32 protein-coding genes are annotated in these 26964 nt (G+C 62.1%); 10 read left to right on the top strand and 22 right to left on the bottom strand.

Going from position 1 to position 26964, the window contains the following annotated elements:
• The first annotated feature begins 90 nt into the window (after positions 1–90).
• Positions 91–525 (top strand): hypothetical protein, encoded by a 435-nt coding sequence (locus tag FE240_RS12315; RefSeq protein WP_193001304.1) that lies wholly within the window; start codon positions 91–93, stop codon positions 523–525.
• On the opposite strand, the gene rlmM is transcribed toward FE240_RS12315, so the two are convergent.
• From rlmM to FE240_RS12345, 6 genes are all read right to left on the bottom strand, one after another.
• Positions 513–1616: a 23S rRNA (cytidine(2498)-2'-O)-methyltransferase RlmM gene (rlmM, locus tag FE240_RS12320; RefSeq protein ID WP_193001306.1), complete on the bottom strand. Its 1104-nt coding sequence runs from the start codon at positions 1614–1616 to the stop codon at positions 513–515. The genes FE240_RS12315 and rlmM overlap by 13 nt on opposite strands.
• Complete coding sequence (locus FE240_RS12325) at positions 1609–1995, bottom strand: DUF423 domain-containing protein (RefSeq protein WP_042045112.1); 387 nt, start codon at positions 1993–1995, stop codon at positions 1609–1611. Before FE240_RS12325 ends, rlmM begins: the two co-directional genes overlap by 8 nt.
• Positions 1992–2618, bottom strand: a complete 627-nt coding sequence (locus tag FE240_RS12330; RefSeq protein WP_193001308.1) for an alpha/beta family hydrolase — start codon at positions 2616–2618, stop codon at positions 1992–1994. The genes FE240_RS12325 and FE240_RS12330 overlap by 4 nt, the downstream gene beginning before the upstream one ends.
• On the bottom strand, positions 2615–3532 hold the full coding sequence (locus FE240_RS12335) for a transcriptional regulator GcvA (protein WP_042045117.1): 918 nt from the start codon (positions 3530–3532) through the stop codon (positions 2615–2617). Before FE240_RS12335 ends, FE240_RS12330 begins: the two co-directional genes overlap by 4 nt.
• A 470-nt stretch (positions 3533–4002) precedes the next feature.
• Complete coding sequence (gene dinB / locus FE240_RS12340; RefSeq protein WP_193004547.1) at positions 4003–5052, bottom strand: DNA polymerase IV; 1050 nt, start codon at positions 5050–5052, stop codon at positions 4003–4005.
• Positions 5053–5060: 8 nt separating this feature from the next.
• On the bottom strand, positions 5061–5312 hold the full coding sequence (locus FE240_RS12345) for a helix-hairpin-helix domain-containing protein (RefSeq protein WP_193001310.1): 252 nt from the start codon (positions 5310–5312) through the stop codon (positions 5061–5063).
• Positions 5313–5428: 116 nt separating this feature from the next.
• Between FE240_RS12345 and FE240_RS12350 the strand changes: the two genes are divergently transcribed.
• Positions 5429–5635 carry a hypothetical protein gene (locus FE240_RS12350; RefSeq protein WP_193001313.1) on the top strand — a complete coding sequence of 69 codons (207 nt, stop codon included), beginning with the start codon at positions 5429–5431 and terminating at the stop codon, positions 5633–5635.
• A 49-nt stretch (positions 5636–5684) separates the two neighbouring features.
• Here the strand turns inward: FE240_RS12350 and nqrM are convergent, their stop codons facing one another.
• From nqrM to FE240_RS12400, 10 genes are all read right to left on the bottom strand, one after another.
• Positions 5685–5909, bottom strand: a complete 225-nt coding sequence (gene nqrM, locus FE240_RS12355) for a (Na+)-NQR maturation NqrM (protein WP_193001315.1) — start codon at positions 5907–5909, stop codon at positions 5685–5687.
• Position 5910: 1 nt separating this feature from the next.
• Positions 5911–6957, bottom strand: a complete 1047-nt coding sequence (locus tag FE240_RS12360; RefSeq protein ID WP_193001317.1) for an FAD:protein FMN transferase — start codon at positions 6955–6957, stop codon at positions 5911–5913.
• Between the two features lie 3 nt (positions 6958–6960).
• A complete protein-coding gene (gene nqrF, locus FE240_RS12365; protein ID WP_193001319.1) occupies positions 6961–8184 on the bottom strand; it encodes an NADH:ubiquinone reductase (Na(+)-transporting) subunit F in 1224 nt (407 codons plus the stop codon).
• A 17-nt stretch (positions 8185–8201) separates the two neighbouring features.
• Positions 8202–8798 (bottom strand): NADH:ubiquinone reductase (Na(+)-transporting) subunit E, encoded by a 597-nt coding sequence (gene nqrE, locus FE240_RS12370; protein WP_193001321.1) that lies wholly within the window; start codon positions 8796–8798, stop codon positions 8202–8204.
• Between the two features lie 3 nt (positions 8799–8801).
• Complete coding sequence (locus tag FE240_RS12375; RefSeq protein WP_042045125.1) at positions 8802–9434, bottom strand: NADH:ubiquinone reductase (Na(+)-transporting) subunit D; 633 nt, start codon at positions 9432–9434, stop codon at positions 8802–8804.
• Positions 9427–10212 carry a Na(+)-translocating NADH-quinone reductase subunit C gene (locus FE240_RS12380; protein WP_193001323.1) on the bottom strand — a complete coding sequence of 262 codons (786 nt, stop codon included), beginning with the start codon at positions 10210–10212 and terminating at the stop codon, positions 9427–9429. Before FE240_RS12380 ends, FE240_RS12375 begins: the two co-directional genes overlap by 8 nt.
• Complete coding sequence (locus tag FE240_RS12385) at positions 10202–11431, bottom strand: NADH:ubiquinone reductase (Na(+)-transporting) subunit B (protein WP_193001325.1); 1230 nt, start codon at positions 11429–11431, stop codon at positions 10202–10204. Before FE240_RS12385 ends, FE240_RS12380 begins: the two co-directional genes overlap by 11 nt.
• Positions 11432–11434: 3 nt before the next feature.
• Positions 11435–12775, bottom strand: a complete 1341-nt coding sequence (locus FE240_RS12390; RefSeq protein WP_193004548.1) for a Na(+)-translocating NADH-quinone reductase subunit A — start codon at positions 12773–12775, stop codon at positions 11435–11437.
• Between the two features lie 335 nt (positions 12776–13110).
• Entirely contained in the window at positions 13111–13422 is a 312-nt protein-coding gene (locus tag FE240_RS12395) for a BolA family protein (RefSeq protein ID WP_193001327.1), read from the bottom strand.
• Positions 13419–14051 (bottom strand): alpha-ketoglutarate-dependent dioxygenase AlkB family protein, encoded by a 633-nt coding sequence (locus tag FE240_RS12400; protein WP_193001329.1) that lies wholly within the window; start codon positions 14049–14051, stop codon positions 13419–13421. Before FE240_RS12400 ends, FE240_RS12395 begins: the two co-directional genes overlap by 4 nt.
• 52 nt (positions 14052–14103) lie before the next feature.
• Between FE240_RS12400 and FE240_RS12405 the strand changes: the two genes are divergently transcribed.
• From FE240_RS12405 to FE240_RS12425, 5 genes are all read left to right on the top strand, one after another.
• A complete protein-coding gene (locus FE240_RS12405) occupies positions 14104–15234 on the top strand; it encodes a methyltransferase (RefSeq protein ID WP_193001331.1) in 1131 nt (376 codons plus the stop codon).
• An 11-nt stretch (positions 15235–15245) separates the two neighbouring features.
• On the top strand, positions 15246–15824 hold the full coding sequence (locus FE240_RS12410) for a YajG family lipoprotein (protein WP_042045135.1): 579 nt from the start codon (positions 15246–15248) through the stop codon (positions 15822–15824).
• Positions 15825–15833: 9 nt separating this feature from the next.
• Positions 15834–16409, top strand: a complete 576-nt coding sequence (locus tag FE240_RS12415; RefSeq protein ID WP_193001333.1) for a peptidylprolyl isomerase — start codon at positions 15834–15836, stop codon at positions 16407–16409.
• A 52-nt stretch (positions 16410–16461) separates the two neighbouring features.
• Positions 16462–17871: an AmpG family muropeptide MFS transporter gene (locus FE240_RS12420; RefSeq protein WP_193001335.1), complete on the top strand. Its 1410-nt coding sequence runs from the start codon at positions 16462–16464 to the stop codon at positions 17869–17871.
• 133 nt (positions 17872–18004) lie between these two features.
• Positions 18005–18847: a nucleoside-specific channel-forming Tsx family protein gene (locus FE240_RS12425; protein ID WP_193001337.1), complete on the top strand. Its 843-nt coding sequence runs from the start codon at positions 18005–18007 to the stop codon at positions 18845–18847.
• A gap of 60 nt (positions 18848–18907) precedes the next feature.
• Here the strand turns inward: FE240_RS12425 and FE240_RS12430 are convergent, their stop codons facing one another.
• Positions 18908–19390: a YajQ family cyclic di-GMP-binding protein gene (locus tag FE240_RS12430; protein WP_042045140.1), complete on the bottom strand. Its 483-nt coding sequence runs from the start codon at positions 19388–19390 to the stop codon at positions 18908–18910.
• Positions 19391–19589: 199 nt separating this feature from the next.
• Between FE240_RS12430 and FE240_RS12435 the strand changes: the two genes are divergently transcribed.
• From FE240_RS12435 to FE240_RS12445, 3 genes are all read left to right on the top strand, one after another.
• Positions 19590–20528 carry a ketopantoate reductase family protein gene (locus FE240_RS12435; RefSeq protein WP_193001339.1) on the top strand — a complete coding sequence of 313 codons (939 nt, stop codon included), beginning with the start codon at positions 19590–19592 and terminating at the stop codon, positions 20526–20528.
• A gap of 15 nt (positions 20529–20543) precedes the next feature.
• The gene (locus FE240_RS12440) at positions 20544–21101 is read left to right on the top strand and encodes a DJ-1 family glyoxalase III (protein ID WP_193001341.1); all 558 of its coding nucleotides are present in this window, start codon (positions 20544–20546) and stop codon (positions 21099–21101) included.
• 87 nt (positions 21102–21188) lie between these two features.
• Positions 21189–21506: a hypothetical protein gene (locus FE240_RS12445; RefSeq protein WP_193001342.1), complete on the top strand. Its 318-nt coding sequence runs from the start codon at positions 21189–21191 to the stop codon at positions 21504–21506.
• 44 nt (positions 21507–21550) lie between these two features.
• Here FE240_RS12445 and pepB (FE240_RS12450) read toward each other — a convergent pair whose 3' ends face one another.
• The 5 genes from pepB (FE240_RS12450) to hscB form a co-directional block, all read right to left on the bottom strand.
• Positions 21551–22825, bottom strand: a complete 1275-nt coding sequence (pepB, locus tag FE240_RS12450) for an aminopeptidase PepB (RefSeq protein WP_193001343.1) — start codon at positions 22823–22825, stop codon at positions 21551–21553.
• Positions 22822–24111, bottom strand: a complete 1290-nt coding sequence (gene pepB / locus FE240_RS12455) for an aminopeptidase PepB (RefSeq protein WP_193001345.1) — start codon at positions 24109–24111, stop codon at positions 22822–22824. The genes pepB (FE240_RS12450) and pepB (FE240_RS12455) overlap by 4 nt, the downstream gene beginning before the upstream one ends.
• Before the next feature lie 142 nt (positions 24112–24253).
• Complete coding sequence (gene fdx, locus FE240_RS12460) at positions 24254–24592, bottom strand: ISC system 2Fe-2S type ferredoxin (RefSeq protein ID WP_042047776.1); 339 nt, start codon at positions 24590–24592, stop codon at positions 24254–24256.
• 2 nt (positions 24593–24594) lie between these two features.
• Positions 24595–26436, bottom strand: coding sequence for a Fe-S protein assembly chaperone HscA (hscA, locus tag FE240_RS12465; protein ID WP_193001347.1), 1842 nt, complete (start codon positions 26434–26436; stop codon positions 24595–24597).
• Positions 26437–26442: 6 nt separating this feature from the next.
• Positions 26443–26961: a co-chaperone HscB gene (gene hscB, locus FE240_RS12470; protein WP_193001349.1), complete on the bottom strand. Its 519-nt coding sequence runs from the start codon at positions 26959–26961 to the stop codon at positions 26443–26445.
• Between the last annotated feature and the right edge of the window lie 3 nt (positions 26962–26964).

Raw genomic sequence — 26964 nt, forward strand, 5'->3', positions numbered from 1 at the left:
AGCCGTTGGCTCCCTTTTTTGTGGGTGGCACCCCCTCTTCCCGTAACACCATGAGCTATGGTTGAGGGCAGGAAACAGGGAGATTCCACCATGCGCTTGCTGCTCGCATTGATGCTCATATCGCTGCCAGCCATGGGGCTGGAGAAGCCGGATGTCACCGCCTGGAAACAGGCGCAGGAGCTACCCAACAACGCCCCACTGGAGACCTCGCTGGACAGCAATGGCCTGCTGGGCCGCTCGTCGCGCTACAGCATGGGGCTCGACGTGAAGATCGACCGCAACGGCCAGCAGACCATTACCCCCTACCATCAGCTCAACCTGACCCCGGAGAAGAGCGTCTCTCTCTCGTTTGAGCGCTACAAGCCGAGGGTCAAGTTCAAGGCCGGCGGCATCAACACGGCGGTCAAGCTCAGGGGGGACGGGCTGAAACTGCAATTCAACCCGACCGACAAACGCATTCCGCTACAGGTCGAGGTCAAACTGACCGACGACGAGTCCAGCCTGCGCTTCGATTACCGCTTCTGAGACTGGGGCACCAGCTTGGAGAGGGCATAACGGTTATAGACGTGCACCGTGATCTCCTCGCGATCGTGATAGAGCTGCTTGGCCTGGATGACGAAGCTCGGGTCGACCTCGGCCAGCCGCTCGCGCAGCACATTCAGGTTGTGCTCGGCCTCGACGAAGCGCTTCTTCATCGGCAGCTTGAGGTTGAAGATCGCCTCCTGGCACAGTCCATCCTGGAACCAGTCCGCCACCATGTGCACCACCCGCGCCGGCTTGTCGACCATGTCACACACCAGCCAGTAGTTATTCTTCTTGACCGGTTTCCACTGGAAGCCGTCTTCGCGTAGGTGTTTCACCTGGCCGGTCTCCATCAGGGAGTCGGCCATCATGCCGTTATCGACGGCGGTAACCATCATGCCACGGCGCACCAACTGATAGGTCCAGCCCCCCGGGCAGGCGCCGAGATCGACCGCCTTCATGCCCGAGGTCAGACGCACGTCCCACTCCTCTTTCGGTACGAAGACGTGGAACGCCTCCTCGAGCTTGAGGGTGGAGCGGCTCGGGGCATCGGAGGGGAAGCGCAGGCGCGGGATCCCCATGTGGAACTCGGAGTTGTTGAACGAGTAGGAGTAGCCGAGCAGCACATGGTCGGTGGCCAGGAAGAAGGCGTGGAACACCGGGCGATGCCGGGTCTCTTTCTGGGTCAGGATCTCGTTGCTGCGCAGGGCCTGGCGCAGGGGGACGGTGAACTTACGGCAAAAACCCGACAGCTCCTTGGCCTCGTTGGTGTCGGCGGTCTCGACCCGCAGATCGCCGCAGATGGCATAGTCGCGGCAGGCGTCGACGATGGGGCGGATACGATCGCCCGGATCAAGATCGGCAAGATCGTGGGTCAGCACCAGCATCTGGCGGGCGAAGATCAGCTCGCGGAAGGGGAGCTTGCGCGCCAGCAGATCGGCCTGCCCCTCTTCATACAACTCGAAGAGCACATAGCCGCTGTCGTCCTTGACCCGGGCAAAACCGTAGCACTGCAGCTCGCTGGCTCGCTCGGTGATCTCTGCCGCCGCCTCCTTCTCGAAGCCGGGACGGCAATAAATCAGCAGGTTATTCATTCTTTCCTCCAAGACGACAGCCAACCCAGATCAGAGTTGCCCATCCCAACATGAAACAGAGTCCGCCGGCCGGGGTCAGCAGGCCGATGCCCTTGGTTCCGAGCAGCACCATGGCATAGATGCTACCGGAAAACCCTAGGGTCCCCAGCACGAACAGGGCGCAGGCGATGGCCACAGCCCGCCCGCGCAGAGAAGAGATCCCGAGCGCAAGCAGCGCCAGGGCATGGATAAATTGGTACTGCACTGCACTGTGAAAGGCGGAGAGCTTGTCAGCCGCGATACCGGTGGCAGGCAGGCCGTGGGCGCCATACGCCCCCAGCGCCGTGGCCGAGAGGCCAAACAGGGCGGCCAGCACCACCCAGTGACGTTTTTCACTCATGACGCTCGTTCCTCGATAAAGCGGGAGATAAGACCCGCCGCCAGGCTCAAGTTGGCCGCTTCGTCACGCCCGCTCGCCTTGCGCGGTACAAAACTGTGGTCCCCATCGGGGATCCAGTGCCTGCTCACCCGCTCCGAGAAGGGAAAATCGGCCAGCTCGGCACGCGAGCCAAAGCTGTCGCGCTCCCCTTGCAGCAGCAGGGTGGGCGTCTGGATTGACTTGAGCACTTCACCACGCCAGCGCTCGGGTTTGCCGACCGGATGAAAGGGGTAGCCCAGCAGCACCAGCCCGGCGGCGCCGCTCTCATCGGCCAGCTCGGCCGCCATCCTCCCCCCCATCGACTTGCCGGCCAGAAACAACCTGGGGTGGGCAAAGCGCGCTATCATGGAGCGCCAGTGCTCCAGCAGCTGCGGGGCCCGATCGGGCGGACGCCGCTTGCCGCTCTCGGCCATGGCGATCATATAGGGAAAGTTAAAGCGCACCACCTCGATATCGGCACCGGCCAGCAACTCGCTCAGGCGGGCCAGAAAGGGGTGATCCATGCCAGCCCCTGCCCCATGGGCCAGCAGCAGACGCACTGGCGCCGCCGGATCGCCTGCGCGCACCCACGCGTGCTCACTCATGCCGACACCTGAGAGAGGCGGCGCGCCTCCTCCTGCTCCACCAGCTCGAGCATCCAGTCGCGAAACGCCACTATCTTGCCGAGATCGGCCTGCTGCTCCTGGCATACCAGATAGAAGGCGTTCTTGCTCACCAGCACCTGCTCGAACGGGCAAATGAGGCGACCCGCATCGATCTCAGGCTGGGCCAGCACGCTGTGGCCAAGGGCCACCCCCTGACCATGAATAGCGGCCTGGATCACCATAGTGGAGTGGCTGAAGATGGGCCCCTGATTGACGTTGGGCGCATCGATGCCGAGCTGACGGAACCACGCTTTCCAATCGCGGCGCGAGGTGTCGTGCAGCAGGGTGTGGCCAGTCAGATCCTGGGGCGTTCGCAGCGGTTTAGGGCCGGTGAGCAGCAGCGGCGAGCAGACCGGGATCAGGTACTCGGTGTGCAGCTTGTCGGCCCGCACTCCCGGCCAGTTGCCCCGGCCATAGTAAATGGCCACGTCCACGTCATCGGTGAGCGAGCCTTCGTCCATGTCGACCGCCTTGATGCGCACATCGATATCCGGGTGGCGCTCACTAAAGCGCACCAGCCGCGGCACCAACCACTGGATGGCGAAACTCGGCTGCAACGAGACGGTGAGCGCCCCTTTGGCGCTGCGCGCCAGCAGCTTGTCAGTCGCCTCCGAGATAGAGGCAAAGATATCCTTGATATCGAGGAAGTAGCCCTGCCCCTCCTCGGTCAGCAGAAGCGAGCGGTTCTTGCGGCGAAACAGCTTGATACCAAGGTACTCCTCGAGCGCCTTGATCTGGTGGCTGATGGCAGCTTGGGTGACAAAAAGTTCTTCTGCAGCCCGGGTAAAGCTCAGATGCCGAGCAGCCGCCTCGAAGGCCTTGAGCGCATTGAGGGGGGGGAGACGACGCGACATGACTCCTGCCGAAAAGATGAATTTTTCTAATGAACGGCATTATAAATTGTCGGTTGCCAGCCCACCAGCGAATAAACATAATTCGCGTCAACAATTCGTTGTCATATGGCTCGCATCTGTGATGCCTGTTCGATGTGCGGCCTCTGCCGGAGCCCATGGCGACCGATTGTGGTGTTGTGTTCTTTTCCCCGTGCGGGGAGAAAGGTTCAAATCCTCCGATTTGACCCTGTCTGTCATCTGAATAGCTTGGCGCCTTCCTGTGTTGGCGCCTTTTTTCTGCCGGCACTGTGCCCTCCCCTCGCTACCCCTAACTTCCTGCCTCGGCCGCAGTGCTTAGCCAGAGAGTGGCCGCCCACCGACTCCAGCCGACCCCACGTGATGCCAACACCGTCGTGCCCAAGGGCTGCGCTGTATGGGCCCATGCGCATACTCGGCATCAGGCTGAGCCGAGTGGGTTATCGGGGAAGCGGCTAGAGATCGAAAGAGAGCTGTTCACGGCGCACGCCCACCCCGGCGACCAAGCCGATGAGGCGGATCCCCCGGCCCGCCCCCCGCAGCAACCCCTCCCGCAGCAGGGAGTGGAGTAGCTCGAGCTGGATGTGATCGCAACTGCGATAGACGGTGGTCTGCTGGAAATCGGCAAATTTGAGCTTGAGACCGAGCCCACCGATGGGGCGCTCGCCGTGGTGGCGCAGCAGACGCCGTTGCAACTCGGGCAGCAATCGCTCTATTTGCTGCCAGCAAAGAGCCTCATCCGGCGGCAGATCGCTCTCATAGGTGGTCTCGACCCCGACCGACTTGCGCTCGCGGCTCACCTGTACCGGCCGCTCATCACGGCCCCAGATGCGCTCTTGCAGCACGTCCCCCATCTTGCCGAAGTGGCGGTGACACTCCTCTTGCGAAAGACCCCGCACATCCTCGCAGGTGAACAGGCCAAAGGCCGCCAGCCGCTCGGCACTCTTGCGACCGATGCCAGGGATCTGGGAGAGCGGTAGCTGGCGCACGAACTCATCCACCTGATGCGGGGCGATGACGAACTGGCCATCCGGCTTGTTGTGCTCGGAGGCGATCTTGGCCAGGAACTTGTTCGGAGCCACCCCGGCCGAGGCGGTCAACCCCAGCTCGCGGCGGATAGTTTCGCGGATCTCGGCGGCGATCCGGGTGGCCGAGCCATCACATTGCGGGCTGCTGGTCACGTCCAGATAGGCTTCATCGAGGGAGAGCGGCTCGATGAGCTCGGTATAGCGGCGGAAGATGGCGTGCAGCTGGCGCGACACCTCCTTGTAATAACTCATGCGCCCCGGCAGCAGCACCAGCGGCGGGCAGAGTTTGCGCGCCAGCGCCGTCGGCATGGCCGAGCGTACCCCGAAACGGCGTGCCACATAGTTGCAAGTGCTGATGACGCCGCGCCGCTCTGTCGCGCCCCCCACGGCGATGGGCAGCTCGCACAGCGCCGGGTTATCGCGCATCTCCACTGCGGCATAGAAGCAATCCATGTCCACATGGATGATCTTGCGTATCCCCTCGCTCACCGGGGGTGCTCCTCACCGAGCTGACGCGCCAGCGCAATGGCGGCGGTGATGGCGGCGCGCGCCTGCGGGCTGTTGCGCCAACAGGTCGAGCCGAGCATCAGGGAAATGGTGCGCAGCAGCTCATCCGCCTCGCTCTGAGCCAGTATCGCCAGACTGTCGATGCCCACGGCCTCGAGCCGGGTCAGCACGGTCGGCCCCACCCCCTTGAGGGAGAGCAGCGCCGTGCGCTCTGACGATGAAAACCCCATAGCCGCCTCCTTAACTGGATAAAAACCCAGTATACCCCAGTTGACTGCCAGTTTTGACAGCCCCCAGATAGGAAAGCGGCCTATCTCTCTCATTTCATTGCCGAGGAGTCATCACCATGCGAGCCGTTATCTTCATCCTAAGCCTGCTGGCCCTGCCGCTGAGCGCCAAAAACCACCCGACCGCCGAGTGCCGCTGGCTGTATGACCGAATGGCCGCCCTCAAGCTGGCCATCAAGCAAGGAGATGCCCTAGGAACCCGGGAGGAGCTGGCACGCTGGCAGGTGGAGTTTCATAACAAACAGTGCCATCAGTACGACTACTGAGGCCGTGGGGAGGAAAAAGCGGCGGGGCCCACTGGGCCCCGTCGTTGCATTACAGGATGCGGTTCTCTTCGAGCATCTTGCGGCGCGCCTCCTCGGCGGCCATCTTCTTCTTGCGATTGTCACACGGCTCGGGACAGTCGCACTCCTTCTCGATGCCGATGGAGCCAAGCCCCCCGCACGAGCCAGAGATGCTCTTCTTCTTGACGATGTAGCCGATGGCCATGCCCAGCACCACCAACAGGAAGACGGCAAAGGTAATCAGGAAGACTTGCATATCACTTTCTCACCAGATACGGCTTGAAGGCCTCCGAGTACTCCTCGCGGAACCCTTCGTCGGTCTTGACGACCATGAAAATGGCCAGCCCCTTCTCCTTGGCAAAGGCCATGCCCTTCTCCGGCCCCATCACGGTCAGCGCCGTGGCCAATCCGTCTGCGGTCATGCAGGAGGGGTGCACCACGGTAACCGAGACCAGCCGGTGCTGGATCGGCTTGCCGGTGGCCGGATCGATGGTGTGGGAGAAGCGCTGCCCATCCATCTCGTAATAGTTGCGGTAATCCCCTGAGGTAGCCACCCCGTTGTCGCCCACCACGATCACCTCCTGCACCGAGCCCTGCTCGCTGCCGGCCACTGGCTTTTCGATGGCGACCCGCCACGGGTGCCCCTTGCCGTTGTGACCATTGAGACGCAGCTCGCCACCGATCTCGACTAAGTAGTTACGCGCACCAAGCGACTCGATGTATTCGGCCACCTTGTCGACGCCAAACCCCTTGGCAATGGCGGAGAGATCCACATAGAGGTCGGGAATATCCTTTTGCAAGGTATCGGCATCAGCCGAGGTGACCACGTGCAGGTTGCCAAGACCGGTCTTCTGGCGAGTCTGGGCAATCAGCTCGTCACTTGGCACCTTGGTCGGCCGTTTGTCCGGACCAAAGCCCCACAGATTGACCAGCGGCCCCACCGTCACGTCGAGGGCACCGCGGGTCTCGCGACCCAGGTGCAACGACTCGATCACCACCCTGGCGGTATCGCGGGAGACCACCACGGGCCGGTGGTTACGGCTCTGGTTGAAGCGCGACAGCTCGGATTCGGGGCGATAGGTGGACATCTGATCGTTGACCCGCTCAAGCAGGACGTCGATCTGGGTCTGGAAGGCCTTGACGTCGGGGATGACATCGTCAGCCACCTTAATGGAATAGTAGGTACCCATGGTGCTGCCGGTGATGTGGATCTCCGGCCGGGTTTGGACCTTTTCCTGACTGCACCCCGTCAAGAAAAAGGCCAGCCCGAAGAGGGCCAGCCATGTCCTTACTGCCAAACGCACCGGTTAGCCACCGAAGTCGTCGAGCAGGATGTTCTCATCTTCCACACCCAGACTCTTGAGCATGTTGATGACGGCGGCGTTCATCACGGGAGGGCCGCACATGTAGAACTCGCAGTCTTCCGGCGCCTCGTGGTTCTTGAGGTAGTTCTCATAGAGCACGTTGTGGATGAAGCCGGTATAGCCGTCCCAGTTGTCTTCCGGTTGCGGATCAGACAGCGCCACGTGCCAGACGAAGTTCTCGTTCTCGGCCGCCAGCATGTCGAAATCTTCCACGTAGAACATTTCGCGCTTGGAGCGGGCACCGTACCAGAAGCTCATCTTGCGCTTGCTCTTCAGGCGGCGCAGCTGGTCGAAAATGTGGGAGCGCATCGGCGCCATGCCCGCACCACCACCGATGAACACCATCTCAGCATCGGTGTCCTTGGCAAAGAACTCACCGAACGGCCCAGAGATGGTCACCTTATCACCCGGCTTCAGGTTGAAGATGTAGGAGGACATCTGTCCCGGAGGGGCGCTCCAGTTGCTCGGCGGCGGGGTTGCGATCCGCACGTTGAGCATGATGATGCCGAACTCTTCCGGATAGTTGGCCATGGAGTAGGCACGGATGATCGGCTCATCGACCTTGGACTCCAGATCAAAGATCTTGAAGCGATCCCAGTCACCACGATACTCCTCGGGAATATCGAAGTTCTTGTAGTAGACGTGGTGGGCCGGCGCCTCGATCTGGATATAACCACCGGCGCGGAACGGCACACTCTCGCCATCGGGGATCTGCAGCTTGAGCTCCTTGATGAAGGTGGCCTTGTTGTCATTGGAGATGACGGTACATTCCCACTTCTTCACGCCGAAGATCTCTTCCGGCAGCTCGATGTCCATGTCCTGACGCACGGTCACCTGGCAGGCCAGACGCTCGCCGTGGCGGGCATCGCGCTTGCTGATGTGATCGAGCTCGGTCGGCAGGATGTCGCCGCCACCGGACTTGACGCGCACGCGGCACTGACCGCAGGAGCCGCCGCCACCGCAGGCGGAGGAGACGAAGATACCGCTGCCGGCAAGGGCGCCGAGCAGCTTGCCGCCGGCCGGGGTCTTCACCGCCTTGCCTGCGTCGTCGTTAATCAAGATTGTCACGTCGCCCGCGGCCACCAGCTTGGACTTGGCGAACAGAATGACTGCCACCAGCGCCAGCAGGATCACGGTAAACATGACCACACCCAAAATAATTTCCATCTATCGTTCCTTTCCGATTACAGGGAGATACCAGAGAAGGACATGAAGCCCAGCGCCATCAGGCCGGCAGTGATGAAGGTGATGCCCAGACCGCGCAGGCCATCGGGTACATCGGAGTACTTCATCTTCTCGCGGATCCCCGCCATGGCCACGATCGCCAGCATCCAACCGAAGCCGGAGCCAACGCCATAGACGACAGACTCGGCAAAGTTGTAGTCACGCTGCACCATGAAGGAGACGCCACCGAAGATGGCACAGTTCACGGTGATAAGCGGCAGGAAGATGCCGAGGGCGTTGTAGAGGGCCGGGAAGTACTTGTCCAGCGCCATCTCCAGGATCTGCACCAGCGCCGCAATCACCCCGATGAAGGTGATGAAGCTCAGGAAGCTCAGATCCAGCTCGGGAGAGAGGGCGCCGGCCTTCAACACATAGTTGTAGATAAGGTTGTTAGCCGGCACGGCGATGGTCTGCACCACGACCACGGCAATACCGAGGCCGATAGCCGTCTTCACCTTCTTGGAGACCGCGAGGAAGGTACACATCCCGAGGAAGAAGGCGAGCGCCAGGTTTTCGATGAAGATCGAACGGATCAACAGGCTGATATAGTGTTCCATCTCTTACTCCTTCGCCTCCACCTGCTTGGGATCCTTGGTACGAACTGCCCAGATGATGAGGCCGATCAGGAAGAACGCGCTCGGCGGCAGCAGCAGCAGGCCGTTAGGCACATACCAGCCACCGTTATTCACCAGCGGCAGCAGCTCGATGCCGAACCAGGAGCCGGAGCCCAGGATTTCACGCACAGTCGCGACCGCCAGCAGCACGGCACCATAGCCAAGACCGTTACCGATACCATCCAGGAAGGAGGGCAGCGGCGCACTCTTCATGGCATAGGCCTCGGCACGACCCATCACGATACAGTTGGTGATGATGAGACCGACGAACACCGACAGCTGCTTGGAGATGTCATAGGCCACGGCCTTGAGCACCTGATCCACCACGATAACCAGGGAGGCGATGATCGCCATCTGGGCAATGATCCGCACGCTGTTGGGGATCTGGTTGCGGATCATCGAGATGAAGAGGTTCGAGAAGGCGGTCACCGCGGTCACGGCCAGCGTCATCACGAATGCGGTCTTCATCTGGCTGGTCACCGCCAGGGCGGAACAGACACCCAGCACCTGAAGGGCAATGGGGTTGTTGCCGAGCACCGGGGTGAGCAGCAGCTTTTTCATTTCGCTCTTGTCAGCCATTGTTGAGCTCTCCTGCACGCAGCTTGGCCAGGAACGGACCAAAGCCATTGGAACCCATCCAGAACTCGAAGGTGTGCTGGACGCCGTTGGAGGTCAGCGTGGCGCCAGAAAGGCCATCCACTTCATGCTCGGAACCCTCGGGGGCGTGCCCCTTGATGATCTGTAGGGCCAGCTTGCCGTCGTCACCGAACAGCTTCTTGCCGATAAACAGCTCGCGCCAGGCCGGATTCTCGATCTCACCGCCCAGACCCGGGGTTTCACCGTGGTCATAGTAGGTGATGCCCTTGACGGTCTGGCCATCCGGCGCCACCGCCAGGAAGGCGTACATGGTGGACCACAGACCCTGGCCGTAGATGGGCAGAATGATGGAGTCAACCTGACCGTCTTCACCCTTGGCCAGATAGACCGGCATCACCTTGGCGATACGCTTGAGACCGGCACGGTCATCAGCCCCAGCCAGGAGCAGGTTCTTGGCCGGATCTTTAGCGGCCGCCAGCATGTCGAAGTCGTCCGGATCGCCGAAGCTACCGTCGGTCACGAACTCACCGGTGCTCAGGTTGACCAGGCGGGCTTCAATCTTGTCGCCATAGGTCTTGGCGACGTTGCTTACATCCAGACCGGCGACGGCGAGGATATTGGTCTGCTTGTCGAGCGCCTTGTTGGCGAGCTGCGCCGGACGCAGGCCGACGGCTGCGACAGACACCACGATGGAGCAGACCAGGCACAGTACGGCAACGACGCCGATGGTGCCCAGGGTGGAATCTTTATTAAACGCCACGAGCGATCCTCCGCTTGATGTTCGCCTGGGCCACGAAGTGGTCAAACAGCGGGGCGAACAGGTTCGCAAACAGAATGGCCAGCATCATGCCTTCCGGGAACGCGGGGTTGACCACGCGCACCAGCACGACCATCACCCCGATCAGGGCGCCGTACCACCACTTACCGGTATTGGTAAAGGAAGCAGAAACGGGGTCGGTGGCCATGAACATCATGCCGAAGGCGAAACCACCCAGCACCAGATGCCAATGCCACGGCATGCTGAACATGGGGTTGGTGTCGGAGCCGATCACATTGAACAGCAGGGAGGTAGCGACCATGCCGAGCATAACGCCGGCCACGATGCGCCAGGAGGCGATGCGCATATAGATGATCATCGCACCACCGAGCAGGATCATCAGGGTGGAGACCTCACCGATGGAGCCCGGCAGATTGCCGAGGAAGGCATCAATCCAGCTGATGGTCTGGCCGGTAGTGGCGTTGATAAGAGCAGCCTGACCACCCTGTGCCCACTGGCTCAGAGCCGTAGCACCGGAGAAGCCATCCACGGCGACCCACACGGCGTCACCGGAGATCTGCGCCGGGTAGGCGAAGAACAGGAAGGCTCGACCCGCCAGGGCCGGGTTCAGGAAGTTCTTACCGGTACCGCCGAACACCTCCTTGGCCATGACCACACCAAAGGTGATGCCGAGGGAGGCCTGCCACAGGGGCAGATCGGGCGGCACGATCAGGGCAAACAGGATAGAGGTGACGAAGAAGCCTTCGTTGATCTCGTGCTTGCGCACCATGGCAAACAGCACTTCCCAGAAACCACCGACCAGGAACACGGTCAGGTAGATGGGCAGGAAGTGGGCCGCCCCGATCAGCATCTTGCTGCCGACACCGGCCACGGCCGGATCGAGCGAGGCACCGAACAGGGTTGCCAGGGCATAACGCCAGGAATCGGCACCGGCGGCACTGCCCACCTGAGCAATGGCGGCGATGGCCTGGTTACCGACGTTGTACATGCCCCAGAACATGGCCGGGAACACAGCCAGCCACACCATGATCATCATGCGCTTAAGATCGATCGCATCACGCACATGGGAGCTGCTACGGGTTACGGAACCCGGGGTGTAGAAAAGGGTGTAGGCCGCCTCGAACAGGGCATAGTACTTCTCGTACTTACCGCCCGGCTCGAAGTGGTGCTCCATCTTCTCCAGAAGTTGCTTGAAACTCATCGCTTAACCTTCCTGTTCGATCTTGGTCAGGCACTGGCGCAGCAGCGGACCATATTCGGTCTTGCCCGGGCAGACGAAGGTGCACAGGGCCAAGTCTTCCTCATCCAGCTCAAGGCAGCCGAGGGTCTGGGCACTGTCGGTATCACCGGCCACCAGATCCCGCAGCAGCAGGGTCGGCAGAATATCGAGCGGCATCACGCGCTCATAGTTGCCGATAGGCACCATGGCACGATCACTCCCGTTGGTGGTGGTGGTGAAGTGAAACAACTTGCCCTTGAACAGGTGAGACAGGGTAGTACGAGTGATGGTGAACTTGTTGGCGCTCGGGTTAACCCAGCCAAGGAACTCCTGCTCACGCCCTTCACCCAGCACACTGACCTGGTTGTGGTAACGACCGAGATAGGCCACCACATCCTTGGCATGCACGCCACTCAACACCGAACCGGAGATGATACGGTTCTCGTCGGCACGCAGCTCGTTGTCGGTCAGCTCGGTCAGGCTAGCACCGATACGGGTGCGCAGCAGACGCGGCTTGAGCACATTGGGCCCGGCCAGGGAGACGATACGCTCGACCGGCAGCTCACCGCTGGTGAACAGCTTGCCGTAGGCGATCACATCCTGATAGTTGATGTGCCAGACGGTTTTCTGGGCGCTGGCGGACTCAATGAAATGGATGTGGGTGCCCGGCAGACCGGCCGGATGCGGGCCAACGAAGACCTCTTCATGCACCTGAACCAGCGATGATTTGGGCAGACTGCCCTCAGCCTTGCACACATACACCTTGCCGTCGGTCAAACGGGTCAGCACCGCCAGACCGTCGAGGAAGGCCTGCTCTTCGCTGCGGATGATAAGCTCAGCGCTGGCCGCCAGCGGATTGGTATCCATGGCCGTCACGAAGATGGCGCGCGGCGCGCTGCCGATGGCGGGCACCTTGCTAAACGGACGAGTCCGCAGCGCGACCCACAGTCCGGACTCAACCAGGGTCTCTTGAACCTTGGCGCGTTCCAGCTTGGGCAATTCGGCTGAAGGGAAGGAGGGGAAGGTGATCTGCTCGTCACCGTCGATATCAATAACGACGGATTGCAGGACACGCTTGTCACCACGGTTGATCTCTGCGATCACACCGGCAGCAGGGGCCGTGAATTTCACGCCAGGATTCTTCTTGTCTTCGAAGAGAACCTGACCTTTCTTGACGCGATCCCCGACCTTGACGGTCATGGTGGGTCGCATCCCCACGTACTCCTCGCCGAGTGTAGCGACACGGGTGATGGCGGGGCCATCGTAGATTACTTGCTCTGGCGCACCCAGCACAGGGATGTCCAGTCCTCTTTTAATTGTAATCATACTCACTTGCACTACCGTTACGGGAAGACAGGTTGGTAAGCGTCGAGAGAGCTCCCGACGGGCGGATTGACTCTCCAGGATATGGCCTTACTACCGGCGAGACGCCACGGGCCACGTCATGGAAATTCAACAAGCGACCGAGTTTATCACTTCACGCTTTGGCCCTGCCATGACAAAACAGGAAAATTCATTCGCAATCACAAAATTAATCAGCAGATTACCTTGTCGCTGGGCCAGCCATAGCAGGGAAAGAGATAACATCGCCCCTTGGGAGACACCCCATATTGGGGGTCTCATCAGTCAAGAAATTTTAATGAATAAAACGGCAATAGCGTCTACGCCCCCGGCTTACCGACGCAGCTGGGCGTGATGGGTGCGGCCTCTCTGGCGGCCCACTCTGACGCGGTGTAAGTATGCAGAGCCAGGGCATGGACAGCCCCCGCCAACTCATCAGCCAGCACCGTATTGACCCGCCGGTGCCGCGCCAACAGGCGTTCCCCTTCAAACAGATCACTCACGACAATGACCTTGAAGTGGCTCTCGGCGCCGGGAGCGACACGGTGCATGTAACTTTCGTTGATCACCTCGAGATGACTGGGCGACAGAGCCTGGCGCAGCTTCTGCTCCAGCTGGGATTGCAGGTTCATGATGACTCCTCAATGGGGGCAATGGTTGCAACATTGTAACGGTCAGGATGGAGCAAACGAAAGGTGAGGTTGATGCGTTCTTGCGTCAGGCGGCGTTGGCGCGGCAGAGCATGCTGCCACGCCTCTTGTATGCCAGGCCCCATCAGCAGCAAGTCACCTCCATTTAGCCGCAGCTCGTGGCGCTCGCCGTGGTCTGTACGCCGGCGCAACAGGAAACGACGGGTCGCACCGAGGCTCAACGACGCGATAGCGGGCTGGGGGCCAAGGCTCGCCTCATCATCGCTGTACCAGCCGATGCAGTCCTGACCATCGCGGTAATAGTTGAGCAGCACAGAGTTAAAACGCTGACCCGTGGTCGCCTGCACCCGATCGCGCAGGCGGGCCAGCTCATCCGGCCAAGGCGTTGCGGGCAGGATAAGGCCCGAATAGCGATAATCAGCATCGCTGGCCCAGGCGGTCAGCCTAGGTTGCAGCACCTCGCGGCCAAACAGGCGCAGGGGATATTGCCGCCAAGGTAGCGCCTGCAACCCCGCCCACAACCGCTGACACTCCACCGCCGTCAACCAATGGGGCCACAGGGTCAGCCCCCCTTCTCCCAGATCCTGCCACTGCACCGTGTTACTTCCCATCGCAAGCCGCTAGAATAGCGCCCCCGTTCATCGTCATCCCGCCGGAGCCCAGATGTTGACCCGACTCGTCACCCCGCACTGCCAGTTTGAGCTGCTGCGCTATCCGTCACAAGCGGACGATCCACTGCAAGCCTGGGATGCCGCCGACGAATACCTGATCAACACCCTGGCCGACGAAGGCGTGCCCGAGGGGGGGGTCATCGTCATGAACGACGGCTTCGGCGCCCTGACCGCCTACCTGCATCCCCACCAGCCCTATTTTGTGAGCGACTCCTTCATCAGCCGCCGCGGTGCCGAGGAGAACCTCAGACGTAACGGCCTGGACGGCGCGGCGGTGACGTGGCTCGATGCCCTCGCCCCCCTGCCAAGCACCCCGGCGCTGGTGGTGATCAAGGTCAGCAAGTACCAAGCGCTGCTCGAGCACCAACTCATCGCCCTGGCCCAGGTGGTCACGCCGCAGACCCGCATCCTCGCCGCCGGCAAGGCCAAGGAGATCCACACCTCGACCTTGCAACTGTTTGAAAAATGGCTCGGCGTCACCACCACCTCGCTGGCCTGGAAAAAGGCGCGCCTCATCCACTGCACCCCGCGGTCGCAGCCGCTGGACGCCCCCAGCCCCTATCCCACAATCTGGCCGCTGGAAGGGACCACCATGGTGATCCGCAACCACGCCAACGTCTTCTCGCGCACCAGCCTCGACATCGGCGCTCGCTTCATGCTGGAGCACCTGCCGCTGATGAGCGCGCGCCAGGTCGTTGATCTTGGCTGCGGCAACGGCGTGCTCGGCCTCTCTTTGCTGGCACGCGACCCCGAGGTGCACGTCACCTTCTGCGATGAATCCACCATGGCGGTCGCCTCTGCCAAGGAGAACGTGGAGCACAACCTGCCTGAAGCCAGTGCTCGGGCGGCCTTCATGGTCAACAACTGTCTCGATGGCGTGACGCCAGGCAGTGCGGATCGCATTTTGTGCAATCCCCCCTTCCATCAGTTGCAGGCCATCACGGATCATATCGCGTGGCAGATGTTCAAGGATGCCCACAGGGTCCTGCCACGGGGCGGTGATATCTGGGTCATCGGCAACCGCCACCTGGACTATCACCACAAGCTCAAGCGGCTGTTTGGCAACGCACAAGTCGTTGCAGCCAATAAAAAATTCGTTATCTTGAGAGCCATCAAACGCTAAAGGGAACCGCAATGAAAAAGACAGCTCTGCTGCTGGCCGCCACGCTACTGGGTGGCTGCGCCACCAGCTGGCCGGAAACGGCCTACATCAACCCACCCATCGTGCCCGCCAACCAGCAGTACTACTCGGGCAACAGCGTCACGCTGGAAGGGGTCGACAGCCGTCCGTCCGCCTATGTCATTTCGGTCAAGAAGAAGGAAAAACCGGTCGTCCTCATCAACAGCGGACAACCGCTGCCCAATATCATCGCCGCACGGCTGACCGAAGGGTTCCGCAGCCAGGGGCTGAACGTGGCCAATATCGGCACCACCAACCTGCGGGTCGAGGTCGTGCAGGCATCGGTTGACGTCGAGGAGAAGACGTTCACTTATGTCACCAAGTCCAAGGTAAGCCTGCGCGCCACCGCCGACTTCCAGGGCAACCGGGTCAGCAAACAGTTCAACGCCTCCTCCTCCAAGGAGGGGCCGGGCCAGCCTAACGTGGTCGATCTCGAGGCCATCCTCAACGTCCACCTGAGCAACCTGATGCAGCAGATCCTCGACGATCAGCAGCTGCGCAGCTACCTCAAAGGCCAACCAAGCGCATCCTAAGGAGTCACCATGCCTTCATTGATTCGCGGGGCGCTGCTGCTGGCCGCAGCCCTGCTCTCCCCCACCCTGCTGGCCGCGCCTCAGGTACAAATTGAGACCAATCACGGCAATCTGGTGATCGAGCTGGCCCCCAAGCAGGCACCCCAAACCGTGAAGAACTTCCTGCGTTACGTGGCCGACGGTAGCTACGATGGCTCCCTGTTCCATCGCATCGTACCGGGCTTCGTGGTGCAGGGGGGCGGCTACAACCAGCAGTACCAGCAACTGCCCACCTACGCCCCCGTGGTCAACGAGTCGATCGGCGGTCTGCCCAACCTGCGTGGCACCATCGCCATGGCCCGCACCCAGGCTGTCGACAGCGCCACCCGCCAGTTCTACTTCAATCTGGTGGACAACCCCAGCCTCGATGGTACCGGTCATGCCGGTTACACCGTCTTTGGCAAGGTGGTGAGCGGCATGGAAGTACTGGACAAGGTGGCCCAGACCCCGACCCAGTACAGCAGCATACTGCGTGCCGAGAATGTGCCGACCACCCCGGTGATCCTGCGCCACATCACCCTGCTCGCTGAGACGAGCACCAAGTAAGCATCCGGGCAGGGCAACCTGCCCGTTTCATTTGCACCACACAGAGCCGTTCATGACCACACCGCGCACCGTACCGGGCTGGCTGCAGTCCCTCGCCATCTACCTCGAACCCAGGGTATTGACCCTGCTTGCGCTCGGTTTCTCCTCCGGCCTGCCACTGCTGCTGGTGTTCGGCACCCTCTCCTTCTGGCTGCGCGAAGCCGAGGTCAGCCTCACCGACATCGGTTACATGAGCTGGGTTGCCCTGGCCTACGGTTTCAAGTGGTTGTGGTCCCCTCTGGTCGATCGCCTCTCGTTGCCGCTGCTCTCGCGCCTGATGGGGCGTCGCCGCAGCTGGATGCTGCTCTCCCAGTCGCTGGTGGTGCTGGCTTTGTGCGGCATGGCGCTGAGCGATCCCCAGCGCGATCTCGGCCACCTGGCCCTGTTTGCACTGCTGGTGGCGTTTGCCTCCGCCACCCAAGATATCGTCATCGACGCGTTTCGCATTGAGTCAGCCCCAGAGCGGCTGCAAGCCGCCATGGCGGCGGCCTACATGACCGGCTACCGCCTCGCCATGATCATGGCCGGCGCCGGTGCACTGGCGCTGGCCGCCTGGCTCGGCAGCAATGTGGAATATGATCTGGAAGGATGGCGACAGACCTACTTCATCATGGCCGCCTTGATGGGGGTGGGCGTGCTGACGACCCTGCTCTGCCATGAACCGGATATCGATCTGGCGCGTCAGAGCGAGGATCAGGTAGCACGCAAACAGATGTTGCTGGAGCGGGGGTGGTCCCATGGAATGGCGGGTACCGGTGCCTGGTGTATCGAGGCGATCTGGCGCCCCTTCGCCGATTTTTTCGAGCGCTACGGTAAGACGGCGCTGCTGATCCTGGCGCTCATCGCCTGTTACCGCATCTCGGACGTGGTGATGGGGGTGATGACCAACAGCTTCTATGTCGATTTGCAGTTCAGCAAGACCGAAGTGGCCACCATCACCAAGGTGTATGGTGTCATCATGACGCTGGTTGGGGCCAGCCTCGGCGGCGTGCTGGTGATGCGCTTTGGCACCCTGCGCATCCTGATGCTCGGCGCCGTGCTGACCGCCACCACCAACCTGCTCTTCTCCCTGCTGGGGCAAGTCGGCCACAGCACCTGGCTGCTCACGGTCATCATCTCGCTGGATAACCTGTGCGCCGGCATCGCCACCGCCGCCTTCGTCACCTACCTGTCGAGCCTGACCAACGTCGCTTTCTCCGCGACCCAGTACGCCCTGTTCAGCTCCATCATGCTACTGCTGCCGAAATTTCTGGCGGGATTCTCCGGAACCATCGTCGAGCAGATAGGCTACAGCCACTTCTTTATCGGTACCGCGCTGCTCGGGATCCCGGCCATGTGCCTCATCCCCTTGGTAGCCAAAAAGGTCAAAATTTCAGCGTCAGGCTGTACACAAGACAAACGTTCGCGCAAGAGTGAGGGGTGATTAGACTCACACTTCACTAAGAAAGTTCCTAATAAATCGTTTATCCCCCACCCCTGTTTGGCCTAGAATCCCTCCGCTCCATTGGAGCAGGCTACGGAAAACCTCAACTAACGGACCACAAGAGACCGATAACATGGCCAAATACAGCAAATCTCTGATCGCAGCCAGCTTGCTGGCTGCCTCCGCAACACCGGCAATGGCGGCCGATTACAGCGGTGACATCCATAAGAACGATTACAAGTGGATGCAGTTCAACGTGATGCACACCATCGACCAGCGTCCCTTCACCTCTGGTCAGGATGACTACAACGACACTTACCTGGAAATGGAATTCGGCGGTCGTTCCGGCCTGTTCGATCTGTATGGCTATGTCGATGTGTTCGATATCTTCGATAACAAGCACAGCAACAAGCACAAAGACCAAAACCTGTTCATGAAGTTCGCCCCGCGCATGTCGCTGGACGCCCTGACCGGTAAGGATCTCTCTTTTGGCCCGGTGCAAGAGGTCTATATCGCCTCCCTGAACAACGTGGGCGACCACCAGATGGAAAACATGATCGGTCTGGGTGCCGATGTCATGGTTCCCTGGTTCGGTAAGGTAGGCATGAACGTCTATGCTCGTTACTCCTCCGAGAACCAGTTCTTCCAGGAAGAAGAGGGTGACTGGAACGGCTACTGGTTCGCCATGAACTGGTTCAAGCCCTTCTACACCTTCTCCAACGGCAGCTTCATCTCCTATCAAGGCTACCTGGATTACGCCTTCGATCTGGACAAGCACAACCGTACCGATCGCACCAGCGACAACCTGGCCACCTTCCACGGTATCTACTGGCACTCCGACCGCTACTCCGTCGGTTATGGCCTGAAGTACTTCATGGATGCCTACGGCACCAAGGACGGCTCCACCGCGTTCGATGGTACCCCGTGGAAGAGCTCCGGCTTTAGCCACTACTTCTCCGCGACCTACAAGTTCTAAGGTCAGGCGGAAACAAAAAACCGGAGCCATGGCTCCGGTTTTTTTATCCTCGCAGGCCGCTTAGTCGCGGAAATTCTGGTATTGCAGCGGCTGCTCGAACTCGGTGGCGCGCAGCAGGGCAATCACCTCTTGCAGGTCATCGCGCTTCTTGCCGGTCACCCGCACCTCTTCGCCCTGGATGGCAGCTTGCACCTTAAGCTTGGAATCCTTAATCAGCTTCACCAGTTTCTTGGCGGCCTCTTTTTCCAGCCCCTGCTTGAAGGAGACGTCCAGGGAGAAACGCTTGCCGGAGTGGACAGAGTCCCCCACCGTCATGGAGTTGGTCTCAATACCGCGCTTGATCAGCTTCTCGCGCAGAATATCGACCATCTGCTTGAGCTGGAAGTCGGCATCGGCCTCCAGCTTTACCACCTCCTTGCTGAGGGTGAACGAAGCCTCGACCCCGCGAAAGTCGAACCGGGTCGACAGCTCGCGATTGGCGTTGTCGACGGCGTTCAACACCTCGTTCATCTTCACTTCGGACACAATATCAAATGACGGCATCTTGGCCTCCTCTCTCAATTTGCAGGCGCTCACTCTACCAAAATCCCGGTAAAAATGCTGATCCTCGATCGACCCCCTGCTAGAATCCTCGCTCGGTGAGTCATGGATGAGCCTTGGTAGGCCTCACCCCCCCCTCAACGACTTCAACGCTGTCATGGTGTGGCGGAGCCCAACCCAACAGCGAAACCACGAGAGCACTATGCCACGCAGAATCATGCCGGCCTCCCAGCCCCCCCTTTGGACCATTCTCGGTGCAGGGGCGCTTGGCGGCGTCCTGGCCTCCCTGCTGCAACTGAGCGGCCAGAGCGTGCGGGTCATGCTGCGCGACGAGCAGCGCGCCCGACTGCATCCCCAATTCGACTTCACCTCCCTCGATGGCAACCAGCACGTACTGGATATCCCCCGTGCCTTTCCAAGCGACATCGCCCAGACCCGTCGCCTGCTGGTCGTCACCAAGGCAGGTCAGATCCTGCCGGCGCTGCGCCCCTTGGTCGGTAAACTGCCGCGCGAGGTGCCCATCGTGCTGCTGCACAACGGCATGGGGATCGCCGAGCAGGTCGCGGCCCTGTTCCCCGATAACCCCCTGCTGATCGCCGTCACCAGCCACGGCGCCCTGCGCAGTGGCCACTTCACCTTCCGTCACACCGGCAAGGGTGAGAGCTGGGTCGGCCCTTACAACCCGGCAGCGCAGCAGCACACGGCGCTGGCCGACGATCTGGCGCGCGCCCTTGGTCAGGCAGGTTGGGATGAGCAGATAACCGGGCGTCAGTGGCAAAAGCTCGCCATCAACTGCATGATCAACCCTCTCACTGCCTTGCACCGGGTCACCAATGGCGAGCTGACCGCACCGCGCTTTGCCGAGGCGCTGGAGCAGCTTTCCGTCGAGTTGGCCGATGTGATGCAGGCCGAAGGGATGAGCGTCAGTGCCGATGAACTGCTGCGCCGCACCCTGGCTGTGGCGGAGCTGACGGCCGAGAACCACTCCTCCATGTTGCAGGATATGGAGGCCGGCCGGCCGACCGAAATCGAGGCCATCACCGGCTTTTTACTCGAATGCGCCGAGCGCCACGGCATCGCCGTGCCCGTCAGCCGCACTCTTTATCAAGCTATCAAGGAAAAACAGGCACAGGGCCTGTAAGCGAGGAGGAGGAGGATGCACGCCGTCGTATTGGTTGCCCCCGGCTCGGAAGAGATCGAGACCGTCACCCTGGTCGATGTACTGGTGCGCGGTGGAGTGCAGGTGACGCTCGCCTCCTGCGCCGCCGACGGCGCTCTACAGCTCACCGCCTCGCGCGGCGTTAAGCTGGTGGCCGACTGCCATATCGGTGAACTCCCAGCCCATCCCTGGGATCTGGTGGCCGTCTCCGGCGGCGTGCCCGGCAGCGAGGCGATCCGCGACTGTCCTGCGGCGATCGCCCTGCTGCGCACCCAGGCAGCAGAAGGACGCTGGCGCGCCGCCCTGTGCGCGGCGCCCGCTCTGGTACTGGCCCACCACGATCTGCTCGGTGCGGCCAGGGTCACCAGCCATCCTGGCTTCTGGGAGCAGCTGCCCGCAACGCAGCGCAGCCGCGAGCGGGTGGTGGTCGATGAGGCCACCCGTCTTATCACCAGCCAGGGGCCGGGCACCAGCATCGAATTCGTGCTGGCTATCCTCGAGCAGCTGGCCGGCCCCGAGCTGGCACGCCAGGTTGCCGCCCCCATGGTGCTCTAGCATCCCCAGTTTTGCGCCAGATCATGGTACTCTGGCGCTGTGACGCTCACTATCCAACCCGAGCGACCATCGCACCGGAGACATCTCATGACGCTTTCATCCATTTCGGCACAAGGTCTGTGCGATACCCGACTATGGACGATTCTGACCGGTCTGGCCCACGAGCGGGCCACCATCCGTTACTCCAAGCTGGCCAAACTGGCCGGGCTGGAACACGACCAGGATGAGCTACGCACCCTGCTGCAACGCATCCGCATGTACTGCACCGAGCATCAATTGCCGATCCTCTCCGCCCTGGTGGTGGATGATGTCGGCAAGTACCAAGGGCTCGCCTCCTCCCTGCCTGATGCGCCTTGGGAGCGGGCCCGCATCTTTGAACAGAGCTGGCCCCACCTGCCCCAGTAAGGCTCCAAACAAAAACCACCTCATACGAGGTGGTTTTTTTATGCTCAGGCCTCATCCAGCAGGCGCGCTATGGTGCGCATGCCGAGCGTTGTCGCCCCCGGCGCCCACAATCCGTCGCCGCTGTCGCTGAAACAGGCCGCCAGATCGATATGCAGCCACCCCTCCCCCTCGCGCGGTACGAAGCGCGACAGGAAACCCGCCGCATTGGAGGCACCACCCGGGCCACCCCCCTTCATCGGCCGGCTGTTGGCGGTGTCCGCATAGTGGGAGGGGCACATTCCCTGGTGCCAGGGTTCGAGCGGCAGTGGCCAGGCGGGCTCATGCTCGGCTTCCGCCACCTGGCGAGCCCGCTCCACCAGCCCCTTGTCGAGGCCGAAAAGGGCGTTGTAGTGGCCCCCCAGCGCCATCACGGCGGCGCCGGTCAGGGTTGCAGCATCGATGATGAGCGCGGCCCCGGAGGCCCCCGCCAACTGCAAGCCATCGGCCAGCACCAGCCGCCCCTCGGCATCGGTATTGACGATCTCGACCGTGGTGCCGTTTTTGTAGGTGAGGATGTCGCCAAGCTTGTAGGCGTGGCCTGAGACCAGGTTCTCGGCGCAGCAGAGAATGAGCTTCACCCGTTGGCGCAGGCCGCGCAGGATGGCGAGCCCCAATGCGGCGGTCACGATGGCGGCGCCCCCCATGTCGCTCTTCATGGTGAGCATCCCTTCTGAGCTCTTCATGGAGTAGCCGCCCGAGTCGAAGGTGATCCCCTTGCCCACAAGGGCGGCCGCGACCGGCGCCTTGGGATCGCGCCCCGGATTGAAGTCGAGCTCGAGCAGCACCGGCTCGCGATCGCTGCCACGCCCGACCGCCCAGATCCCGGCCCAGCCCGCCTGCTGCAACGCCTCACCCTTGAGGATGCGGTGGCTCACCTTGTCCGGCGCCAGCTCGGTGATAAAGGCAGCCGCCTCGACCGCCAGCTCGAGCGGCCCCAACTGCTCCGGAGTGGCGTTGGTCATCTCGCGCACCCAGCGGCCACATAGCCAGCGGGCCTCCAGCTCGGCGCGGTCGGCCTCGTCACAGGTGGCCCACTGCAACTCTACCTCCGCCTTGGGGGTTTGAAAGCCCTGGGCGAAGGCCCACTGCTGCTCACGTTCCCAGTGACCGGCCAGCACCGCCTGGCGGATCCCCTGGCTGCACAGGCGGCGCGCCGCCTGCTGGATCGCCTCAAGCGGGGTGTGCCCAAGGTGGATGGCAATACCGTCCTGACGCCACGAGAGCAGTGCCCCCTCCCCCCACTCCGGCGCTGCCGGCTCCCGGCTCAGCCAGATGTTCATGCGCACACCTCCCCAAGCCAGGCGGCGATGGTGCGCAGGCCGTGCCCCTTGGCACCGACGGCCCAGAGATCATTACCCGACTTCTGGTAGGAGGCGGACAAGTCCATGTGCACCCAACCGGCACCACCGGCCCGCACAAAACGCGACAAGAAGGCGGCGGCCGTGCTGGCACCGGCAGTCCCTTCGGCACTCGCTACGTTGCCCATATCGGCAAACGACGAGCCGAGTTGCCCCTGATGCCAGAGCTCAAGCGGCAGCGGCCAGGCCTTCTCGTTTTCACGGCGGGCGGCACCGAGCAACCGGGCCGACTCACTCTCGTCGAGGGCAAACACGGCGTTGTAGTCGCGTCCCAGCGCCATCTTGGCTGCCCCGGTCAGGGTCGCGGCATCGAGGATGTAGGGAGCGCCGCTGTCGACGGCGCAGAGCAGGCCGTCAGCCAGCACCAGGCGGCCTTCTGCATCGGTATTCTGGATCTCGACCGAGAGGCCGTTGCGATAGGTGAGGATGTCGCCGAGCTTGAAGGCGTGACCCGAGACCAGGTTCTCGGCGCAGCAGAGAATGAGCTTGACCCGCTTGTCGAGACCCCGGCTGATGGCAAGTGCCAGCGCGCCGGTCACCATGGCGGCGCCGCCCATGTCGGACTTCATCGGCAGCATGTTGTCGGAGGATTTCATCGAGTAGCCGCCCGAATCGAAGGTGATCCCCTTGCCCACCAGGGCGGCCGCCACCGGCGCGTCATCCTGCCCCGTGGGGTTGTAGTCGAGCTCGAGCAGCACCGGCTCACGCTCGCTGCCGCGACCCACAGACCAGATGCCGATGTGGCCCGACTCTTGGAGCGCCTCGCCGGCCGTGATGCGGGCAGTCACCTTGTCACCGGCAATGCTGCGAATGAGCAGCAGCGCCGACTCGGCCAGCGCCATGGGGTAGATCTCCTCTGGGCAGCCGTTGGTCACCTCGCGCACCCACTGAGTCGCCTTGAGCAGACCACCGAGGGCACGGGCCTCCTCGTCGCTCTGCTCACCGAAGTCCAGCTCGCGCTTGCCCTTGGCCGCATAGAAGCCCTGGGCAAAGGCGAAGCGGCGCTCCAGATCCCACCCCTCACCGGCCAGCCGTACCTGGCGGATCCCGGAGGACTCGAGGCGGCGGCCGGCGCGCTGCACGGCGCGCAGGGCATCCCCATCGACATGGACAGTGGCGCTATCGCCGGAGAAGCTCAGCAGCGCCCCCTCGCCCCAGTATGCAGGGGCAGGAGCGGTGCCGAGCAGTACCTTCATCATGTCAGCCATCGTGATTTGCTTCCTTATTGTCTGCTGCGCCGGCAGAGGCGGCGCATGGCTCATATCAGTCGCTGCGGCAACAAAAAGGCCGCAGCCCCAAAGGGCTACGGCCTCTCACCATCTCATTGCGGCAGCATCACCACAACGTCACTCAGTGGCGCTCGGAGGCGAGGTTGACGGTGTATTTCGGGAACTCCACCACCAGATCCTCGTCGGTCACCTTGGCCTGGCAGCTGAGACGGGACTCCGGCTCGAGGCCCCAGGCCTTGTCCAGCATGTCATCTTCCAGCTCGTCGCTCGGGTCGAGGGAGTCAAACCCCTCGCGCACCACGCAGTGGCAGGTGGTACAGGCGCAGGACTTCTCACAGGCGTGCTCCACCTCGATGCCGTTACGCAGGGCCACGTCGAGGATGGTCTCCCCTTCCTTGGCCTCCAAAACGGCGCCATCGGGGCAGAGATCGGCATGGGGCAATACAACAATTTTCGGCATGGTTACACCTTGTCTACGTTCTGGCCGGTCAGCACCTTGCGGATGGAGGCGTCCATCCGGCGGGCGGCAAACTCGGCGCTGGCCGCATCGGTTGCCTCGATGGCGGCCTTGATCTGATCTGTGCTGCCCTGCTGGCGTACCGCCACCAGAGCGTCCACCTTGGCGCGCAATGCGGCCAGCTCGCTCGCATCGAGCAGGGCATCGCCATCAGCAGCCAGCGCGGCGTTGAGGCTCTCGATCACTCGGTCGGCCTCCACCTGTTGTTCGGCCAGCATGCGGGCATCCATGTCCTCTTTGGCGTTCTCGATGGAGGATTGCAGCATGGAGAGGATCTCCCCCTCGCCCAGCCCGTAGGAGGGCTTGACCTGGATCTCGGCCTGCACGCCGGAGGATTTCTCCATGGCGGTGACCGACAGCAGGCCGTCAGCATCGACCTGGAAGGTGACCCGGATGTGAGCTGCACCGGCAGCCATCGGCGGAATGCCGGTCAGGGTGAAGCGCGCCAGGGAGCGGCAGTCCGCCACCAGTTCACGCTCCCCCTGCACCACGTGGATCATCATGGCAGTCTGGCCATCTTTGAAGGTGGTGAACTCCTGGGCGCGGGCCACCGGTATGGTGGTGTTGCGCGGGATCACCTTCTCGGCCAGCCCCCCCATGGTCTCGAGCCCCAAGGAGAGGGGGATGACGTCGAGCAGCAGCATTTCGGCATCGGGCTTGTTGCCGACCAGGATATCGGCCTGAACGGCGGCGCCAATCGCCACCACCTTGTCCGGATCTATGCTGGTGAGCGGTGTGCGGCCGAAGAACTCGCCCACCTTCTCGCGCACCAGGGGCACCCGGGTCGAGCCGCCGACCATCACCACCTCGAGCACATCCATCGCCTCCACACCGGCGTCCTTGAGGGCGCAGCGGCAGGCCAGTAGGGTGCGCTTGACCAGGGGCAGGGTCAGCTCGTTGAACAGCTCACGGCTCACCTCCCCCTGCCAGCCAGCGAAGCTGACCGTCACGGCAGCCTCGTCGGTCAGGCGCTGCTTGGTGTCGCAGGCCAGATCGAGCAGGCGGCGCTGCTCACCCGCGCTCAGGGTTTCGCAGCCAGCTTGGTCACGGATCCAGTCCGCCAGCAGGTGATCAAAATCATCGCCACCGAGGGCGGAGTCCCCCCCCGTCGCCATCACCTCGAACACCCCGCGATTAAGGCGCAGGATCGAGATGTCGAAGGTGCCGCCGCCGAGATCGTAGACGGCAATCACCCCCTCCTGGCCCGAGTCGAGGCCATAGGCAATGGCGGCGGCGGTCGGCTCGTTGAGCAGCCGCAGCACATGCAGGCCAGCCAGGCGGGCCGCATCCTTGGTGCCCTGGCGCTGGGCATCGTCGAAGTAGGCAGGTACTGTGATGACCACCCCGTCCAGCTCGCCCCCCAAGGTTTCACGGCCGCGAGCGGCCAAGGCCTTGAGGATCTCGGCCGAGACCTGCACCGGGTTGACCGGCCCTTGGCGGGTGAGGATGTGCGGCACCCCCTCCCCTTCGGCGAAGCGGTACGGCAGGCGATCGCGGCGTACATCACCAAGGGCCTTGCCCATCAGCCGCTTGACCGAGACGATGGTGTTTTCCGGGTCCAGAGCGGCATCCAGCTTGGCCTGACGACCGACACGGATAGCCGCGTCCTGATAGTGAACGGCAGAGGGCAGGATATCGAAGCCCTCGTGGTCGGTCAGCGTCTCGGCCTTGCCGCTGCGCACTGCGGCCACCAATGAGTTGGTGGTACCAAGATCGATACCAACGGCGAGTTTGTGCTGATGAGGCGCGGCGCTCTGGCCCGGCTCGGCGATTTGCAGTAATGCCATGGGTAATTACAGTTCCAGCAGGGAATCCTCGAGGCGTTCCAGCTCCTCGAGCATCTTGTCGACAAACTTGAGCTTGCGTACCGCATCCACAGCCGCATCCCACGAAAGCGTCGCCAGATGCCGCTCCAACGAGCCCATCAGCACCTTGTGCTCGCCTTTGATTTCACGGCGAAAGGCGTCGATGGCCCCTTCCACGTCATCGGCAAAGCGCAGCTCCTCGAGGGCCTCACGCCACTCCATCTGCTGCATCAGAAAGGTTCTGTCCTGCAGGGTTTGGGATTCACCGCGAATGTCATGACCGTGCAAAGAGAGCAGGTACTCGGCACGGCGCAGCGGGGACTTGAGGGTGGCATACGCCTCGTTGATCTGGGCGGCGCGGGTAACCGCAATCAGCCGCTCCCCTTCCGGGGCAGCGGCGAAGCGATCAGGGTGGAATTGAGCCTGCAACCGACGGTAGGTATCGGCCAGGGCCGCCGCGTCGAGCGGGAACCCCTGCGGCAGGCCAAACAGCTCAAAATGATTCATAGG

The sequence above is a fragment of the Aeromonas simiae genome (genome assembly GCF_014892695.1).
Lineage (GTDB): Bacteria > Pseudomonadota > Gammaproteobacteria > Enterobacterales > Aeromonadaceae > Aeromonas > Aeromonas simiae.